At 40.7% G+C, this 19,230-nt stretch carries 12 protein-coding genes and 1 CRISPR repeat array; of the genes, 6 read left to right on the top strand and 6 right to left on the bottom strand.

Going from position 1 to position 19,230, the window contains the following annotated elements:
• Positions 1-70: 70 nt before the first annotated feature.
• A complete protein-coding gene (locus DN062_RS11480; RefSeq protein WP_112159475.1) occupies positions 71-1,009 on the bottom strand; it encodes a sodium-dependent bicarbonate transport family permease in 939 nt (312 codons plus the stop codon).
• A gap of 117 nt (positions 1,010-1,126) precedes the next feature.
• Here DN062_RS11480 and DN062_RS11475 point away from each other — a divergent pair, with 117 nt between their 5' ends.
• Complete coding sequence (locus tag DN062_RS11475; protein ID WP_112159474.1) at positions 1,127-2,083, top strand: LysR family transcriptional regulator; 957 nt, start codon at positions 1,127-1,129, stop codon at positions 2,081-2,083.
• Positions 2,084-2,087: 4 nt separating this feature from the next.
• Here DN062_RS11475 and csm6 read toward each other — a convergent pair whose 3' ends face one another.
• On the bottom strand, positions 2,088-3,368 hold the full coding sequence (csm6, locus tag DN062_RS11470) for a CRISPR-associated ring nuclease Csm6 (protein WP_112159473.1): 1,281 nt from the start codon (positions 3,366-3,368) through the stop codon (positions 2,088-2,090).
• A 144-nt stretch (positions 3,369-3,512) separates the two neighbouring features.
• On the opposite strand from csm6, the gene cas2 (DN062_RS11465) reads away from it, so the two are divergent.
• The 4 genes from cas2 (DN062_RS11465) to cas2 (DN062_RS11450) are packed head-to-tail and all read left to right on the top strand — an operon-like array spanning position 3,513 to position 5,922.
• Positions 3,513-3,794 carry a CRISPR-associated endonuclease Cas2 gene (cas2, locus tag DN062_RS11465; RefSeq protein WP_112159472.1) on the top strand — a complete coding sequence of 94 codons (282 nt, stop codon included), beginning with the start codon at positions 3,513-3,515 and terminating at the stop codon, positions 3,792-3,794.
• A 14-nt stretch (positions 3,795-3,808) separates the two neighbouring features.
• Positions 3,809-4,831: a CRISPR-associated endonuclease Cas1 gene (gene cas1 / locus DN062_RS11460; RefSeq protein WP_112159471.1), complete on the top strand. Its 1,023-nt coding sequence runs from the start codon at positions 3,809-3,811 to the stop codon at positions 4,829-4,831.
• A gap of 13 nt (positions 4,832-4,844) precedes the next feature.
• On the top strand, positions 4,845-5,663 hold the full coding sequence (locus DN062_RS11455; RefSeq protein ID WP_112159470.1) for a CRISPR-associated endonuclease Cas1: 819 nt from the start codon (positions 4,845-4,847) through the stop codon (positions 5,661-5,663).
• The gene (gene cas2, locus DN062_RS11450) at positions 5,632-5,922 is read left to right on the top strand and encodes a CRISPR-associated endonuclease Cas2 (RefSeq protein ID WP_162301293.1); all 291 of its coding nucleotides are present in this window, start codon (positions 5,632-5,634) and stop codon (positions 5,920-5,922) included. The genes DN062_RS11455 and cas2 (DN062_RS11450) overlap by 32 nt, the downstream gene beginning before the upstream one ends.
• An 8-nt stretch (positions 5,923-5,930) precedes the next feature.
• Here the strand turns inward: cas2 (DN062_RS11450) and DN062_RS11445 are convergent, their stop codons facing one another.
• Positions 5,931-7,118 carry a Card1-like endonuclease domain-containing protein gene (locus tag DN062_RS11445; protein WP_162301292.1) on the bottom strand — a complete coding sequence of 396 codons (1,188 nt, stop codon included), beginning with the start codon at positions 7,116-7,118 and terminating at the stop codon, positions 5,931-5,933.
• Positions 7,119-7,239: 121 nt separating this feature from the next.
• Here DN062_RS11445 and DN062_RS11440 point away from each other — a divergent pair, with 121 nt between their 5' ends.
• Positions 7,240-9,372: a CRISPR-associated ring nuclease gene (locus DN062_RS11440; protein ID WP_112159467.1), complete on the top strand. Its 2,133-nt coding sequence runs from the start codon at positions 7,240-7,242 to the stop codon at positions 9,370-9,372.
• Between the two features lie 207 nt (positions 9,373-9,579).
• A CRISPR array of direct repeats spans positions 9,580-15,478; the repeat unit is 36 nt; unit sequence GTCTTAATCCCTTATTTATCAGGGCTCATTTAGTAC.
• Between the two features lie 130 nt (positions 15,479-15,608).
• Here the strand turns inward: DN062_RS11440 and cas6 are convergent.
• The 3 genes from cas6 to csm4 form a co-directional block, all read right to left on the bottom strand.
• A complete protein-coding gene (cas6, locus tag DN062_RS11435) occupies positions 15,609-16,412 on the bottom strand; it encodes a CRISPR system precrRNA processing endoribonuclease RAMP protein Cas6 (protein WP_205126718.1) in 804 nt (267 codons plus the stop codon).
• Between the two features lie 140 nt (positions 16,413-16,552).
• Positions 16,553-18,232, bottom strand: coding sequence for a type III-A CRISPR-associated RAMP protein Csm5 (gene csm5 / locus DN062_RS11430; protein ID WP_112159465.1), 1,680 nt, complete (start codon positions 18,230-18,232; stop codon positions 16,553-16,555).
• A 2-nt stretch (positions 18,233-18,234) separates the two neighbouring features.
• Positions 18,235-19,227: a type III-A CRISPR-associated RAMP protein Csm4 gene (csm4, locus tag DN062_RS11425; RefSeq protein ID WP_112159464.1), complete on the bottom strand. Its 993-nt coding sequence runs from the start codon at positions 19,225-19,227 to the stop codon at positions 18,235-18,237.
• Positions 19,228-19,230: the final 3 nt, after the last annotated feature.

The raw sequence follows: 19,230 nt of genomic DNA, 5'->3' as shown, positions 1-19,230 counted from the left end.
CTTGATCAGTAAAGTATCTATAGTGGGTTCTAAAACCGTTTTTTCAAGGACTCACCTAAAACATATTTACCTAATACACCCACTGTAGCCATTGATGATAAAGCGGTATTCCCAAAATCACATTCATGGGAAAGGTCATTCCTAATGCGGCAAACATAGCCAAGCCCATATCTGCATCCGGTATGACATTACGAATTATGGCTGGTGCGGCAATATACGAGGCACTGGCAAACAAACTTGCAATGATAAGTGTGGAACCCTCGGGCAGCTGTAACACTTTGCCAACCAATAAACCTACGAATGCCAACGCAAAAGGGATTAATAACGCAAACAGCGCCAAACGCCAAGAGGATTTTGGAAAGGGTCTTAAGGATAAAGCGGCGGTAAGGCCCATGTCCAGTAAAAACAGCGCTAACACCACATGGAAGCCCTGAGTTAACAGGCCAGTTACCGCGACGCCCTGCTCAGGCCCGTAGAGATAGCCAATTAACAAACCGCCAACTAGCAAAACGACACCACGATTTGCGAAGGCCTCATGCCATACGCTACTTGACACGACACTTTGACTGTTTTTGTTATGTCGACGGTATAAAAAGACCGCGACAACGATAGCTGGCAACTCCAACGCCACGAGATAGAGGGTTACCTCAGCACCAACCGCTAACTGGTGTGTTTGGATATAAGCCAGCGCAACCGCAAAGGTACCTGCACTAACAGAACCATAATGTGCCGATAGGCTGATCGCATTCGCCTTAGACAGTTGAACACCGAACCTGAGTATGGGGACTAAAATAAGTGGAATAAGGCCACCAATCAACATCAATAACAGCAACTCGGGCAAAATCGATAAGCGAAACTCACCGTAAAGGGCAAATCCCCCTTTCAAGCCAATAGTGAGCATCAGCATTAGACTTAGCAAATCGTAGGCGGCTTTTGGGACGACTAAGTCAGACTTGATCAGCCCAGCCACCAAACCCAAGACAAAAAACATCACGACAATATCCGGCACGATATTTCACTCCTTATTCTGATTAAAGACGGCGCATTGTCGCTGACTAATAATATTTATACTAATTAAAAAACTAATACCCTATTATAGATAATTATCTATATATGGAAGTTTAGCATGAACCTTCGCCATCTTACGTTTCGGCTGCTTGAGGTGTATGTCGCTGTCGTACGGGCAGGCAACATTAGCGAAGCAGCTCGCCGCCTTCACCTCACACAACCCACTGTTTCCTTGCAGCTTAAGCGTCTTAATGAAACAGTGGGAGAGCCCTTGCTCATGAGCCATAAAGGCCATTTGCAAATGACCGATGCAGGTCTTGCACTCTACAATGCCTGCCAAGAACTGCTCGGACGTTTCCAAGAACTAGATGAAACACTAAGTGAGTTGCAACTTGGCCATCAAGGGCGTTTGAGTATCGCCATGGTGAACACGGCTCAATACGTATTACCCAAACTGCTCGGTCCTTTCAGTCAATCCTTTCCAGATGTCGACATCACACTGGAAATTGGCAATCGCGCGCAAATGCTGACACGCTTTAACCAACAACTGGATGATATCTATATTTTTAGCCACCCACCCTCACTGGAGCATGCTGCGGCCGCTCGCTTCTTGCGCAACCCACTGGTGCTCATTGCCCCCACCCATCATCCGTTTCATAAGCGTAGTCTGGTTTCGCTTAAAGAGCTTACTCAGGAGCGTTTTTTATTAAGAGAACCCGGATCAGCAACGCGCATGCTATTCGACAGCTGGCTACGTACCCAAGGTATTCAATTAACCAAAAGCATGCAAATAGCCAGTAATGATGCGATTCGTGTTGCCGTGGAGGCCTCAATGGGGGTCGCTGTCATCTCTCAACACGTTATCCCTGATGGTCAAAAAGGCATCGCAATTCTCCCAGTTGAATCCCTTCCTATTGAGAGTCACTGGCACTTTATTGTTCGACGGGATCGCCGAATCAGCAAAACCGCAAAACTTTTTTTAACCTTTGTCGATGCGCATTTGGAGCGCTATCTAGAGCCCGACTTTGCTTGTCATGAAATTTCTGCTTTGCTGGATGAGGTGGAGGGGTTTTAGAAACTCAATAAACAATCTGGATTTGATGCTCAGGGTCAGGAAGCGGAACTAAGTAACCAGCACCTTTAACGGGTTTTCGGCTAGTGGAATTTTTCATATCAGTAAAACTATGCCCTGGTGAAGGAACTACATATTTGACAAGATTAACAGGCAAAGATCTCATAAATAAAGCATTGATACGATTACAATAATTACTGAAAGTCTGCTTATCCAAACCCTTCTCCGGCAATGTATAGGCTTCAAGCATTTTACTTGGAATGATTTTCGAATCTAAAAAGCTCAAATATTGGTCATTTGTTAGTAAGTGAGTCGCCAAACCCTTAGAATCAAGAATGCCTCCAACCTCAACTCCTAGCAGCTCACAAACCTTCCGTAACAACATGCGCCCTAATAAATCCGCTTCACTAAAATTAGATGGACGACTATAGCTATCATCTTTTTCTAAGGTTGCTTCTAATAACATTAGATAAAAAGCAAAAAGCATGAAGTTCGGAAATTCAATATCGGCACAAACAAGCATAGTGCTCGTTGCTTGTGAACGCGAGTCTAGGATATGAATACGCTTTTCATTAACAATAACCCTTAAAATAATTTGATTGGGGATGTCACCTAAGTTAATTAGATTCATAAGATGACGATAAGACAGGCTTTCCCCAAGATCATCCATAATCAGCCTCGGTAGATGATTACGCTGCCTTACAAAAGGAATATCAGCGAGAGTTACCACTGCATCTTTAGCGTCAATAACACATTCATCTCCTTCTCTCTTCAATAAAATCTTAGACTTATTGGTTGGAAAGAAGAAGTCGGATCTGTTTTCAAATGGTTCATTTACTAGAACATGTGATAACCGATCATGATGACGTCCAAACAAACTCATGGCATACCCAAGATAAAATGTCATGGTTTTTCTTCCGCCTGCGATGGATGCATGAATGCTTAAGTTCTTATCAGCTGTTAATTGCCTTACCGAATTGGTTATAAAATCAGCCAAGGCTTCATGATCTGCTGCAGACCGCGCATCATTCATTCGAAGACCTTCACTATCAGGAACCACGCGAATTTCAAGAGCCGACAATGCAAATCTAGGGCGATTTAATTCATCGCATAAAGTATCTAAATTTCCCTGTTCTACAAGGGTATGTAGAGCTTTTTGCATTCCCTTATCAGTAGTAATTAAACATATTCTGTTAGGCCAAGGTTGACCATTTTTGTGCAATGCGTAAAGCGTTTCCGTAATCACCTGTGGTGACATGCCCGTGACAGCCAATAGCAGATTTTCCATACAGCCCCTCAACTTCTTTAAACTGATTAGATTAGCACAACACCATAGCGCAAGCTTCTCAAAAACTTTTGTTCATCATATTTAATTAGACTTGTGTCATCTTTAAGTTGTTATAGCCATTATTACAAACTCTATGGTGCTATTATGCCTAATCGCTCTCTTTACTTAGCAGCTTATGATATTAGACACCCTAAGCGCTTACGAAAAGCATTAATTGTTCTAAAGGATTTTGCTAGTGGGGGGCAAAAATCTGTTTTTGAGTGCTATTTATCGAATCAAGAGAAAGATGAACTTCTCAGCAGAATATCTGACGTGATGGATTTATCGGATGATAGGTTTCTGATTGTTCCATTAAATCAACATGCTGTAAGAGTTCTCGGAATAGCGGTAATGCCAATGGATCCAGATTTCTTTTTTATAGGCTAAAGGGTAGCAGAGCAATGGAAAGTCTATTTATTGACCGAAAAGATACCACAATGGATGTTCAATCCAGTCGGCTAATTATTAGAATACAAGGCCAACCACGCCCAACTAGCTTCCCACTAAATCAACTTAAATTTATTGTTGTCAGCAGTTATATCAACCTTTCATCTCGAGTGCTTCTAGCCTTTGATAAAGCTGGAATAACCCTCGTATTAATTAATCCTCGACAAAATGGTTCTTGGTTGATTTGCAATGGAAACCGCCACGGACACGTTGAACGACGACTCCTTCAATACAAAGCTCAGCTGGATGAAGTCCACAGAGTTGAAATGGCTAAACAGTTAGTTTCTTACAAAATTTTAACTCAATACCGCGCTCTATTAAGGCATGGTCGCCGGCGTAAAGATCTCCGCTACACTATTAAAACAGCACTGTCTCAACTGCGAGAACGAAAGCGCTCGCTTCAATCTGTTTACTCTTTAGAAAGCATAAGAGGTATTGAAGGGGCTGCAGCATCCGCTTACTTCAACGCTCTAACTCAAATAGCGCCAACTGAGTTTGGATTTAAAAAACGCCAACGTAGACCACCAAAAGATCCCATCAATGCCCTGCTATCATTAACGTATACACTGGCACATAGTGAAGCCGTCAGGGCAATTATTGGTTATGGTTTTGACCCCACACTTGGTTTTCTTCACGATATAAGCTACGGCCGTGAATCTCTCGCATGTGATGTCATGGAAGTATTGCGTGCTGATATAGATAGCTGGGTTATGAAGTTACTCTTGGAAGGTTACTTGAAAAAAAGCCACTTTCAATATCCGGATGAAGAGCGCTGCATACTCAACAAAGAAGGTCGAGCCATTTTTTACCCTCTGTATCAATCTCAAAGTTACCGATGGAGAAAACGATGCCGTCATCTAGTAAAGCTAGGATTACACCTATCAAAACTAAAAATAAACGCCCCCCTTGATGCTATCAATAATGATGAACACATTACCCAAGACCATACAGATGAGACAGAAATAATCGACTTTTAACAAGGTACGTACCATGAATAAACGTTGTTTAATGATCGAAAGCGATAAGGTTGTAGAGCTTGAACGTGATGGACCTGCACTTAGAATTCGTGCCACCCATCGAAGTAGGCAGTGGTTTCCCTTAAGGCGAATCAGTCGAATTATTTGCATTGGACTGCCTAGCTTAGGCCTCAAAGGACTTAGTCAAACAGCGCAAGAAGGTATTCCAGTTAACTTTATGACTGATGGGGGGGAACTGATCGCTCAACTCGTTCATCCTGGAGCGTTACCCATACCCTTTACTCACTGGATAGAAGCCATTGATACTGAACCTGATTTATTGGGTGTTTATAACCAATGGTTAGAAAATCAACTAATACGAACTTACGCAATGTTAGGATGCATGGCATGCAGTCCAGAGCAAGCGGCATTAAAAGCGGAAACTCAACTGGCAAAAATTTTTAAAAAGCAAAAAAGAGGTCGGCTACCTTCTCAAGCACGAATTTGGTTTAAAAGCCTGCAATTTGCTCAAATTCAAACAAGCCTTACAAGGCTAGGACTATCTGCCAGTAATCGGCATCTCACGAGAATCTGTAACGATCTTGCCCATCCAGCCTTAATGCTAAGTTTAACCAGTCTATTTCTACGCCTCCCTCCTGAGGCCACACTTGAAGGCGTCGATATTCCATTATTTTATGAAAAATGCCTTTCAGCAGACATCGATCTTTGGATCACAAAAGCTTTATATACTCTATCAGAGCAACTTGAGGTCTCCGGAATGCTTCAAAACTCCCCTAGACATAAACTAAGGTATGAAAATCATGCACCTACAACACTATCTCGTTTGTTATGACATTGCAGACCCGCGACGCTTACAGCGTGTGTTCAAGGCAAGCCGCAAAGTAGGCATAGCCTTCCAGTACTCTGTTGTCTACCTATATTGTACTGACGAAAAGCTTGACGAGTTTTTACTGTATATCAGTCAACTAATCAATCCTCTTGAGGATGACATTCGCGCTTACCGAATATCCTCTGTTAACCATATCAAGACACTAGGTGAGCCACTTATTCCTGAAGGAATTCATGCACGCTGGACCGTCCACTTTAGCTAATGTGGTCTTTACCATTTACCAGACTTAATCCAACTTTCGATGTGCAAATGAACAGTTTTCAGTTGGCTTCCTTCACACGTATGCAACCGGACACTGCCCGCACGCGCACGAGTGTTGACTTTTTGTCCATCTCGATTCGAGTATTCTAAAGACTTAAAAGAGATTAGAGCACCCTCTGACATAAGACCACCGGCTTGCTCGGTCAAACTGTCTAACTTATAAATAATATCCGCATCTTTGCCTTCTTGTGCGATGTTGCCAGTTTTGCATTCAAGGAGTAGCAAACGGTTATGTGCCAACACAGCCAAATCAATTTCATTACGAATATTTTCTTTACGCGCACTGTCATCCGTAAAGACCAAACTTACCGCAACGTCGTCTGCTTTACACCTGAGTGCTTCATGCCAAACATACTCCTCCAACCAAGCCCCACTCAAATATCGAGCAGTATCAGACGATTTAGCATACCAACACTCCTTGCCAGACAATTGGTCCAAGACATCACCCTCGACCATCAGCTCCATTGCCTTCTTCCAAACTGCATGACTCAAATACTCAAGTCGAAAAGGTTCTGGGAGGGTCCGTGTGTTATTAAACTCACTAAAATGCTTGTTAAATTTAGACACCAAGGCTTGCAGCTCGTCTGCATGATGTGCCAAATGATAGGTAGCGGCTCGACGTTTAATCACTCGCTCACGCCAAACAGCATCTTGATCTTGCCGGCTACGAAAAGTTTTACCACTCGCTTTAAGATACAACTCCATAGTCAATACTGGTGCCAAATCAACATAGCCTTGATTCCTTGGGTAAAGAATTTCTATACGGTGCGCGAGTGTATCCGTGTAAATAACACGATGAGGCTGTTCTGAAAAAACGCTCATAAATGCCAGCGCCATGAGCTTATTGCCTCCAGTTGCATTAAAGGTTACCAAGCCTTGAGGAAATGCGGACCGTAGCAACTCTTCTATTTCCATAGCGCGCATTAAAATAGAATCGTAATCTCTAGAGGGTACTGAATCATAACGAAGAATTTTGTCTACAGACCATCCCGCATGGATTAGTGTATTGATAAACCTTTTAGCTGTTTCATCCATATCTTCACTGACTGCCAAAGCAACACATTCAGGCTGTTCTTGCAATAAAGGGATGAGGTTAGCAAGAGGCTGCCCTGTAACAACACATAAATGAATATTCACTTGACTTTTTCCATTTTCAAAAAAATTAGATGGAATTTTTAAGACAACTAACAACCTACTTTACTTTACCAAGCGAATCAGGTCATTATTTTTCAGCAGCGTTTTAAAAGGATCACATTGAATGAAACAGAATATCAATATAAACACTGATGACAAAAAAAATAGCCCAAGTATTTTGGTCGCAACCCTTGGGGCTACTTGGCAAGTGATCCCTGAAATATTTGCAGCTTTGGATCCAGATAAGTGCAACCTATATAAGGAGCATGATACGCCTGAATGTTTTCATAACATTCAACAACTCTCAGATACCTACTCAATTGACGAACTTTGGATCATAACCTCTCAAAGCAAAAACACTCAAAAGGGTATAGAGCAAATTCAACTCTGGTGTTCTGGATTGAAAAAGCCTGTTTCACTTAGAGTGCTGATCGCAGCTGAGACTGACCAAGTTACCAGTGCAAAAGAGCTTGATCATATTCGTGAACTCATTTTTAGAAGTGTACTGAAAGCGACTGAAATCGGTAATGTCATCTGTTCTTTAGCTGGCGGCCGAAAAACAATGAGCGCTGATTTACAGAGAGCGGCCAGCATATTTGGTACACAAGGTTTACTACATATCGTTGCGCCAGAACCCCTACCTGACAGCCTTAAATGCAATGATTATATTTTCTGGAATCGCCCCCTTACACCCGAAGATGCCAAACTTCTTTTACCTGCTTGGATTGGTCGTTACAACCGAAGAGAAATTTTAGATACTTATTGGAATAATTTACCGCCTATCCACTCGAAGCGATTTCCGCTTTCGTTAAGTAACACCGAGTTAAACTATTTTCATACAGACTCTATTAGTTTGGTTGATGAAGTTTCTGAAAGAGAGCGCGATGCACAAAAACTTTTAGGGAACTATCTAGCTTTCTTAGCAGAAAGCGAGCGACATGAGAACTGGAGACATCTATACCGCTTACCCCCACGTCTAATTGAAGACCTTCGTACCACTTCTCTAGATGAGCGATTTAAACCCTTAATTCAGGCCATCCCAAAAGCTGAACTACATTGCCACCTGGGTGGAATTCCAGATTTAGATACACAAATTAAAATCGGGCACGCCATCTGGAAAGGCATGACAAAACAAGAGCAATCCTATGCTTTAGAGACGATCTATCCATTAATGCAAAAAAAATCTATCTGGGATTGGAATTGGCCTTCAACTTACATTCCACGCAACCTAGCACCTATTGATCGATCAAAGATTAGTGCAGCTCTATTAGTGAACGTTGACCGAAGTGACTTAGAGCTTAACTTATTCGATGTTACTCAGCCGCGAGTGGGGCTAATACACCAAACGAAAGGGTTTTCTGCTTATGAACGCCCGGGTGAATTAACAGGGTCGGCTGTACTGGGCCATCCATTAGCAATACCTTGTTATATTCAAGCCATTAATGACTACGTTGATAACGAAAATATTGCTTATCTAGAACTTCGTGGCAGTCCACATAAATACAGCAACGCACCTATTGGATGGCTTAAAGCCTTTAGGGATCAACTAAAAGACTCTGATACACGAATGTTTCGGTTTATCTGGATACTTGATAGACGCGCATCAAATACAAAAGAGATAATTAATGAAGCCATGTCAGCTTTCGCTGATGAAGCACTCCGTAATTTTATTGTAGGTTTTGACCTAGCTGGAGATGAAAGCCAGAGCTCACCTCATGAGCTTGCTTCAGCATTTTTACCTATTTTTGAAGCGTGTATCCCAGTTACCATTCATGCAGGAGAAGGACAAACACCAGAGAACATTTGGCAAGCAGCCTATAATCTAAATGCGGATCGAATAGGACATGGATTAACCTTAGCAGAAAAACCATCACTATTAACAAGATTCAGGAACAAAGGGATTTGTTTAGAGCTATGCCCTACTAGTAACATTGAAGTCATTGGATTTTATGACCCATTAAATAGTAACACATCCTCATACTCAAAATATCCACTTAAAAGCTTGTGGGATCAAGGTATTTCATTAACTATCAACACTGACAACCCTGGAATATCTAACTCAGGATTATCAGATGAATATTTGCTCGCATCACGCCTCTCGGGAGGTATTTCTTTATGGGATACATTAGCAATCATAAAACAAGGTTATGTTCATTCAATGATTGATACCGCTTTAAGAGAAGTAGTATTAAAACGTTACGACAAAGAAATATTTGATATAATTTCCAATTATAAAACCACGAGAAAATTTGAATAAAAACCATATAAGCTCACATCTAAAGTTATCGCTTAATAAAAGTAAAAACTTCCAAACTCTTTTAAGTGAAAATTTTAGCCGAGTATAGTGAAATATACTTGGCTATAAACTACCAGCCACCAATAAAACTTGCTATGAGCTTCAATAAAATCATTATCAGGGCTCATTTAGTATAGGTGGTTCTGGGCAGATGTGATACTTCACCGCGTCTTAATCCCTTATTTATCAGGGCTCATTTAGTACGGCCGCAATAAAGAAGTGTGTTAAAGCCTCCATCGTCTTAATCCCTTATTTATCAGGGCTCATTTAGTACCTAACAAGTCAGCGCAAACCACGTGCTAAAAAGGTCTTAATCCCTTATTTATCAGGGCTCATTTAGTACCAAACCAAATAATCCAAAAAGGAATCACCATGAGTCTTAATCCCTTATTTATCAGGGCTCATTTAGTACCTAGAACAAGAGGAAGGTTTATCAGTGATCCTCGGTCTTAATCCCTTATTTATCAGGGCTCATTTAGTACATAGTTTATCACTAACAACACAGAGGTTTTTAGTCTTAATCCCTTATTTATCAGGGCTCATTTAGTACTGAAATTCAACCGAAGGGGGAAATTACTGCTCTGTCTTAATCCCTTATTTATCAGGGCTCATTTAGTACTAACAAGCCTCACCTACTGGTGCAGGTGAACTGTCTTAATCCCTTATTTATCAGGGCTCATTTAGTACCAGTTCAAGCGATATGCAGTTAAATTCCTAGCGGTCTTAATCCCTTATTTATCAGGGCTCATTTAGTACCTAAATAATCGAGGGTTAGGGTAATGCAAGCAGTCTTAATCCCTTATTTATCAGGGCTCATTTAGTACTTTTTGTATCAGAGGGGGTTACTGACCTGAATAGTCTTAATCCCTTATTTATCAGGGCTCATTTAGTACTAGTGACAGTTGTATAACTTTGCCCCATTACGGGGGTCTTAATCCCTTATTTATCAGGGCTCATTTAGTACCATAAAGCAGTGAAGAAAGCCATTGCCAATAGTGGTCTTAATCCCTTATTTATCAGGGCTCATTTAGTACCCATCACTGTTGAAAGTACAAGTACAAGTACAAGTCTTAATCCCTTATTTATCAGGGCTCATTTAGTACCTGGCTGGAGAGTAACATGAATCAAGAAGATTTGTCTTAATCCCTTATTTATCAGGGCTCATTTAGTACAAATAACAGAGACAAATAGAGTGCTGTATTACGTCTTAATCCCTTATTTATCAGGGCTCATTTAGTACGAAGAAAATCAAAATTACTTTAATAAAGACGCATCAGTCTTAATCCCTTATTTATCAGGGCTCATTTAGTACGGATACTTCCTTAACAATTCGCATCCAAAATTGTCTTAATCCCTTATTTATCAGGGCTCATTTAGTACATGAACAGCTTGTTAGACCACACAATCTGTACAAGTCTTAATCCCTTATTTATCAGGGCTCATTTAGTACTTTTAACCTCAAACCGATCAACGACTTATATACCGTCTTAATCCCTTATTTATCAGGGCTCATTTAGTACAACCAAAAATCAAGGAATAAGACATGAAAAATTTGTCTTAATCCCTTATTTATCAGGGCTCATTTAGTACAATAATAAACCGCATCATGGATATTGATGAGCAGTCTTAATCCCTTATTTATCAGGGCTCATTTAGTACATTAGGGGTGGAGAGGTACACGGTGGAACCGTGTCTTAATCCCTTATTTATCAGGGCTCATTTAGTACCAACAACTGAATATAAGGAGGTTTGAAATGAAAGTCTTAATCCCTTATTTATCAGGGCTCATTTAGTACAGAATCGCTGGCAGAATCGAAAGTGCAAGGCGTCTTAATCCCTTATTTATCAGGGCTCATTTAGTACACAGCTACCCAGTAAAAACAAACCGCAAGGACGGTCTTAATCCCTTATTTATCAGGGCTCATTTAGTACACAGATATCAAGACATTAACCGTTTCTGTGTCAGGTCTTAATCCCTTATTTATCAGGGCTCATTTAGTACGCTTAGGCGTACACGACGGCTTGAATGGATTCGTCTTAATCCCTTATTTATCAGGGCTCATTTAGTACCGATGATGCACGGCTCTTGTTCGCTAATAAGCTGTCTTAATCCCTTATTTATCAGGGCTCATTTAGTACGAGAGACCTCAGTTAGTTAGAAAAAGACTTAGAGTCTTAATCCCTTATTTATCAGGGCTCATTTAGTACAGAGTTAAGTAGATTGTCGTGCCTTAGGAGAAGTCTTAATCCCTTATTTATCAGGGCTCATTTAGTACAACCTAACCTTGACACACTGGTCGAAGGCACCTGTCTTAATCCCTTATTTATCAGGGCTCATTTAGTACGCTTGTGCTGAATATGATTTAGCATTAGCAGCCGTCTTAATCCCTTATTTATCAGGGCTCATTTAGTACATTATGCTCAAAGAGAGTGGTGTTGATGTGTCTGGGTCTTAATCCCTTATTTATCAGGGCTCATTTAGTACGTGTAGTTATAAGCGATTATAACAAGTCGATAGGTCTTAATCCCTTATTTATCAGGGCTCATTTAGTACTTATTTGCCACGTGGTAAACATGCGAACAAGCGTCTTAATCCCTTATTTATCAGGGCTCATTTAGTACACCGCACGCCTATAGCGTGTACAACTTTAAACGGTCTTAATCCCTTATTTATCAGGGCTCATTTAGTACCTCGTACATTTGCTGACGCATTGCCTACGAGCGTCTTAATCCCTTATTTATCAGGGCTCATTTAGTACATGGCTGAATTGGAAGCACAAAAAGAGAAGTCGTCTTAATCCCTTATTTATCAGGGCTCATTTAGTACGCAAGAAGCGCAAGAAGCGCTTTTAGCACTGGAGTCTTAATCCCTTATTTATCAGGGCTCATTTAGTACCAAGACGTGGAGCTAATAAAGGCGGTGGAAAGTCTTAATCCCTTATTTATCAGGGCTCATTTAGTACTTATCCAAGTAATTGAAGCCCGCTTCAATTACTTGTCTTAATCCCTTATTTATCAGGGCTCATTTAGTACCGGACGCTAAAAAACTTCACTTATTATTAGTGGTCTTAATCCCTTATTTATCAGGGCTCATTTAGTACAATCCCAGCAGAGATATAACGCCATTCAGAGCGGTCTTAATCCCTTATTTATCAGGGCTCATTTAGTACCGATCCAAGCAAAGAAGTCAGACTTGTGGTGGTCTTAATCCCTTATTTATCAGGGCTCATTTAGTACCATAAGGTAACTTATGACACTGCTAGCAAGTCTTTGTCTTAATCCCTTATTTATCAGGGCTCATTTAGTACTATACATACGGGGATGTAACGCTAATGGTGCGATGTCTTAATCCCTTATTTATCAGGGCTCATTTAGTACAATTCTCCTGAAATATAGCTGAGATGAGATTTAGTCTTAATCCCTTATTTATCAGGGCTCATTTAGTACGATAAAAGATGAACGACAGTACTACTTATATGGTCTTAATCCCTTATTTATCAGGGCTCATTTAGTACCACACACTTGATGCAAAACGTCAAAGGAAGTATGTCTTAATCCCTTATTTATCAGGGCTCATTTAGTACCACTACTAAGGAAAAGGGATCCAATCCAGATCGTCTTAATCCCTTATTTATCAGGGCTCATTTAGTACCTAAATCCAAAACAGGCATTACTCAAATGAAAAAGTCTTAATCCCTTATTTATCAGGGCTCATTTAGTACATCATTAAAACTAAATCCAAAACAGGCATTACTCGTCTTAATCCCTTATTTATCAGGGCTCATTTAGTACCCGTGGTTGTTCAAAATATAGTAAGCGTAAAACAGTCTTAATCCCTTATTTATCAGGGCTCATTTAGTACATGCCATCTTTCATGCTTCAAACAGCGTGGGGGCGTCTTAATCCCTTATTTATCAGGGCTCATTTAGTACCGTATTGGGGCGTATATGCCAAATAATCCAAATGTCTTAATCCCTTATTTATCAGGGCTCATTTAGTACGGAGCTAATAAAGGCAATTGAAGCCCGCCAAGCGTCTTAATCCCTTATTTATCAGGGCTCATTTAGTACTGAACAATCAAATAGAATCAAACATAAATACAAGTCTTAATCCCTTATTTATCAGGGCTCATTTAGTACGGGTTTATCTGCATACCTGTAATTTTTTCAGCCGTCTTAATCCCTTATTTATCAGGGCTCATTTAGTACTGTTTAGGCGACGATAGTCGCAAGAGGTTAATGTCTTAATCCCTTATTTATCAGGGCTCATTTAGTACATAAACCGCAAAAAATAGCCGATACGAAGGAATGTCTTAATCCCTTATTTATCAGGGCTCATTTAGTACAAAATATGGTCGAAAAGGTTAACTACATTCTTAACGTCTTAATCCCTTATTTATCAGGGCTCATTTAGTACGGTGAAATGAAAAAACTATGGACAAAACAAGAGGGTCTTAATCCCTTATTTATCAGGGCTCATTTAGTACAAATTGAAGAGACGGCGCGCGCGCTTGCTAACGTCTTAATCCCTTATTTATCAGGGCTCATTTAGTACAAACATGGGTTGAGAATATTGTAGAAAAGGTTAACGTCTTAATCCCTTATTTATCAGGGCTCATTTAGTACAGATCTACCTTTAGATTAGTAGACGAAAAAACGTCTTAATCCCTTATTTATCAGGGCTCATTTAGTACTGTGGACCTACTACAGTCTTCAGGAGTTTATGGGTCTTAATCCCTTATTTATCAGGGCTCATTTAGTACAGTAAAAACAAACCGCAAGGATGCGCGTAAGTAGTCTTAATCCCTTATTTATCAGGGCTCATTTAGTACTTTCTTAGGTATGACAATGGCGAGTTATAACGAGTCTTAATCCCTTATTTATCAGGGCTCATTTAGTACTGTGACATTTACAATGACCGTCACAGTTCATAGTCTTAATCCCTTATTTATCAGGGCTCATTTAGTACGTCACTTCTTTAATAACTCGCATCCAAACCAAACGTCTTAATCCCTTATTTATCAGGGCTCATTTAGTACGAATTCAGCTGCAATTATTGGAGGTTTTATGCAGGTCTTAATCCCTTATTTATCAGGGCTCATTTAGTACAACGACATTGTAAAAGCTGTTCAATTATTTAAGTCTTAATCCCTTATTTATCAGGGCTCATTTAGTACTCGGTCACGCGAATGAATGGGGTTTAAAACTTGTCTTAATCCCTTATTTATCAGGGCTCATTTAGTACATTCCTGATTTTTACTTTAATATTGAGCTAGGTCTTAATCCCTTATTTATCAGGGCTCATTTAGTACAATCAAACATAAATACAATTACAAATGGTGTTTTGTCTTAATCCCTTATTTATCAGGGCTCATTTAGTACATTCGATCCAATTCATCAGATAGCTTAGTTTGGTCTTAATCCCTTATTTATCAGGGCTCATTTAGTACGTGTCTATAAAAACAATATATACAGATGGTTTTGTCTTAATCCCTTATTTATCAGGGCTCATTTAGTACAAAGTAACCGAGGAACAACAAGCCTAACAAAAGTCTTAATCCCTTATTTATCAGGGCTCATTTAGTACAAGCATAAAACGATAATAAACGATAATGAGACGTCTTAATCCCTTATTTATCAGGGCTCATTTAGTACCTTAATCATGAAAAACTTTGAAGCTAAAAGCAGTCTTAATCCCTTATTTATCAGGGCTCATTTAGTACTTAATCGAAGTGGAACCATTAGAAAAGAAAACTTGTCTTAATCCCTTATTTATCAGGGCTCATTTAGTACTGTGCAAAGCATAGACCATGACAAGAGGGGGGTCTTAATCCCTTATTTATCAGGGCTCATTTAGTACGCAGGGCTGAAGTAAGGAGATGCAAAATGACTACTGTCTTAATCCCTTATTTATCAGGGCTCATTTAGTACCTTTTTGGTTGTGCGCTTAGGCGCACACGACGACGTCTTAATCCCTTATTTATCAGGGCTCATTTAGTACCTTATTGCCCCACGCAATATACCACGCATCAGTCTTAATCCCTTATTTATCAGGGCTCATTTAGTACTGCATATAATATTTTTTTCTTTAAAAAACAGCAAATTAAAGAGGCCATTCTGGATTTAAAGAAAAAACAAAAAGCTGTACAAAAATTGAACAGCTCAATACTTACTTTAATCCTATGGCCTCTAATGATTCTAGTTGTTAAAGAGCTTATAACAGCCTAATCCAAAGGTAGCATTTTTCCCTAGATGTATCCATTGCCCTATATGCAATAAGGGATAAATTTTATCTAGATCGCCGCTAAGATGTATCTTTCCAACGAGACCACCTAACGTCATTTTTTGATTTTGCCGACTAGAGTACCGTGTCCAATCGTGCCATTTCATATCACACTGACATTCGAGTTGATTTGCAACCTCTTTAATCTCTTGAAAATCAAGTTGAATTTCCGGTTGATGGTTGTCACACAACAACTGCAAACGTCTGGCCAACGTAATTAAGAGCAAACGTGCATCTAACTCCTTAACACCAACTCGTTTCCCACTCATTTGCATTCTTAAAGGTGTTACAAAACTAAGCAGCAGTGACGTAATAGATCCAGTTTCATGTTCAGAAACATCATGCAAAACGGATACTTGGTTATAGTTTATTATTTTATTATCTGAACAGTAAATGATTTCATCATTCTCCGATAAGACCCTCATTAGTTGGCATTGACTGCGCTCCACCCCTAAACCATGAGTAAAAGCCTGCTCCCATGCCAAAATAATCAACGGCAACTGATTGACAGCATCACCAATTAAAACCATTGAAAAGGTAAACTCCTCACCCTGCTCACAGCGGCGACTTCCACCTAAAGGAGGTTCAATAATATAAGGATTCGGCATCTGACTAAAAGTTTGTAAATGATGATCCTGTTTAGGAGGCGTCTCGAAAATCATCGGATACGGGCATGTAGATAAGAGTGGACAACTCTTACAATCAGACTGTCTTGTCATGCAAGCCAACCTTCTTAACGCACGCCCAAAAGCCCCCCTTAACATAGATCCAGCAAAATCGGGAAGCCGTAAAGGCTCCCAAGTACTGACAGTGAAATAAAGCCTTACGGTCGCTAACGAAGACAAATTTCCTGCCAGGATCATTCTTCTTCCCCTAAACTTTTCCAAATTTCTTTTGCTTTTTTATTTTTCTTTCGATCAACTTGTAAATACGTAAACAAATCACTGGCGAGCGATTGCAATTTTTGCCTGTATTCAGGCTCCCAACTTCCTGCCAAGATGACCAAAGGCTTAAACTCTTCAATCAAAGGGCTTCCAAACCCCTTACCTGCATTACCTTGATCCATGCTAAGCTTTTGTTCAAAGGCCATAATCGTTTTTAGTTCAGCAGGTAAGGCCCTCAACCGCTTTTCCTCTTCTTGCTCTTTACTCTTCTGCAAGGCATCTTTTTCAGCTATGGCTTTTAATTTACGTTGATGCTCAAATTCTTGAGCTTGTCGAGCTTTCTGCTTTTCTTGGCGCCAGACAGCCCATTGCAACTCTTTTTCAAGTCGATCTTTAGAACTTTTTGACGCCTCGTCAAATACCTCTAAAAGATTCGTTACAGGATCACTTTCAAGCTCAATCACCACCCAACCAAAGGGCAACAGCGTTGTTTGATCTTCAATTTCTTGTGCAGCAAGCCGGACTTCTGTCGTTTCCGAACGAGTTGTTGGAGAGGTGCCTTTTTTTCCTAAGATTTTAATTTGCCGAATACCATCAAGCGTCTTATCTTGAGCCCCAGTATGTTTGCCTAAATGTATAATCATTGCACGATTGTTATGCAACGCAACGCCCAAATCCCCCTCCAACAGCTTATTAATCGATTGAATCCATTCTTGACTGAAATAACCTACATTTTGGCCTAACTGAACCAGTTCATCCTTGAACTTGGGCAGATAATACGCATTGGTTGATTGAGCCAATTCATGCCAACTCTGCGGTGCTTTCCGTGATGTTATTCGATGGCTAGCATTTAAGAAATTCAAATCAAATGTGAAGCAACGAGCACGCCAAGGACCTATACACTCTAGTCGTGTATTGAGATTACTAGGTGCTCTATCCGGTTGAGGCTTACGTCGGCGGCTAACTGCAAACCAAAGCTCTGAAGGCATTAAACCTTGGGCGTGCCTATAGCTTGCATCACTGACTTTCAGCAAATAAAACGGGTCTTCATCGACTCTTTTTCCCATTTCAAGCAAGCGTTGCTGCAGCTCACGATTACGCTCATTGAGCTGAGACTTTCGCCCTTGATTGCATCTATTGAGCCAAGCAGTGCGAATAGCACCTTTAACTGAACTCCCTGTCAGAACAGGTACATGCGTAAAAGGATTATAAATTGTGCGTTGAATTTCCAATTTATTGTTGATTGTTCGATTCGCTTCTCTTTGCGCAACTTGGCCAATACGTGATGTATACTGTTTAACCATTCCGGGGCTTGCCCACACACTATGGGTAGCTTTTTCCATTAGCTGTTCGGCATGTTCATAAATTATTTTCTGAATAGCCGCCATGGCATTGTCTTTACCATCATTGGCGAGGTCTAATATTTTACTCAAGCCTGCGTGCCCTAAAACCTCGGCCAACTGATTATCACTAAAGGCATGCAAATACCCTTGGGAAATAACATAGTTTGTTGGGTAATAGTCTTCTCCACTGCCAAGATGTAAGGGACTTAGTGTACTTAAACGACACTTTACCTGAGAAAAGTGACAGTTCTCTTTGTTAGGAACGTCTGTTGGTTCGGGGCGACGCGATACTGACAATCGGATTTTATTCATCCTTAACTCTCCCTAATGCGTGACAGATCGGGCGCAGCGATTGGCACTACTGGGCTGTAACCTTGGTGCACGCTCTGTCTAATAACATGGGATAGGTTTGTTAATCCCTGCCCAACCCAAAGCGCCTCTGCATCAAATGCTTGGGGAGTTAGCAGAGCGGCGGCATCCGCGAGCAATAACGGATTTTTCCAAGGCGTTGCCCCCTGACTTAGAGCGGAGCTTCCGTGGCGACCAAATCGAACATGCACATTATAAAAGCACGCCGACGATATCCAGTCTAAGCCTTGTGGTGCTGAAGGTGCTAAAGTTATCCAAGCGTTTGCACCTTGGGGTTTTGGTGGTATGTACTCAGTAATGTCGAGCAAGGTAAACTTCCCTGCACCACTACTGGCTTCCTTACCATATCCACTCTGACCTATCGCGGTGATAATTGCTCTCAGGGCATCTAAGTTTAATCGCTCATCTACACAGGCATACAGGTCCAAAACTAACTGTGGATGATACCAAGTATAAGCCCGCTCAAAGGGCGCAAATCCATGCTCGCCTTTGCCTGTTGTATTGGTTAAGCGATTTAAACTATTGTGATTGCGTATCTCTTCTTTCCAAAGAGCGGCATCACGCTGTCCTAATAAGCGTTCAGCAATATCTGACTCTGTACTTAAAAACTCACTCCAGGTATGGAGAGGTTGATGAAGTGCGATAGAGTCTAGCCAACGTTTGGATTTAACGAGTTTACGCTGCGTTGGATCTGACAAGTCAAATCCCAAAAGAGCCAACGGCAAGGTCGGTCTTGGTAAAAAGTCTGCCGGAAAGGCATCCGACAGCACCATAAAAGGCCGATTATCTAAATAGCCTTCAAGTAAGTCGGTCAATGCTTCTTCACCTGCCGACTCCACTATGTGCCAACAGGCTTGGCCAAACAAAGTGTCACCTCGCAAAGATGTTGCGAACGCTGTTTGCGGCTGAATACGGATTTTGTACATGATTCGCTTCATGCG

It is taken from the genome of Nitrincola tibetensis (assembly GCF_003284585.1).
Lineage (GTDB): Bacteria > Pseudomonadota > Gammaproteobacteria > Pseudomonadales > Balneatricaceae > Nitrincola > Nitrincola tibetensis.
Note: the sequence above shows the minus strand (reverse complement) of the source record. Positions and strands in the feature narration are given on the sequence as shown.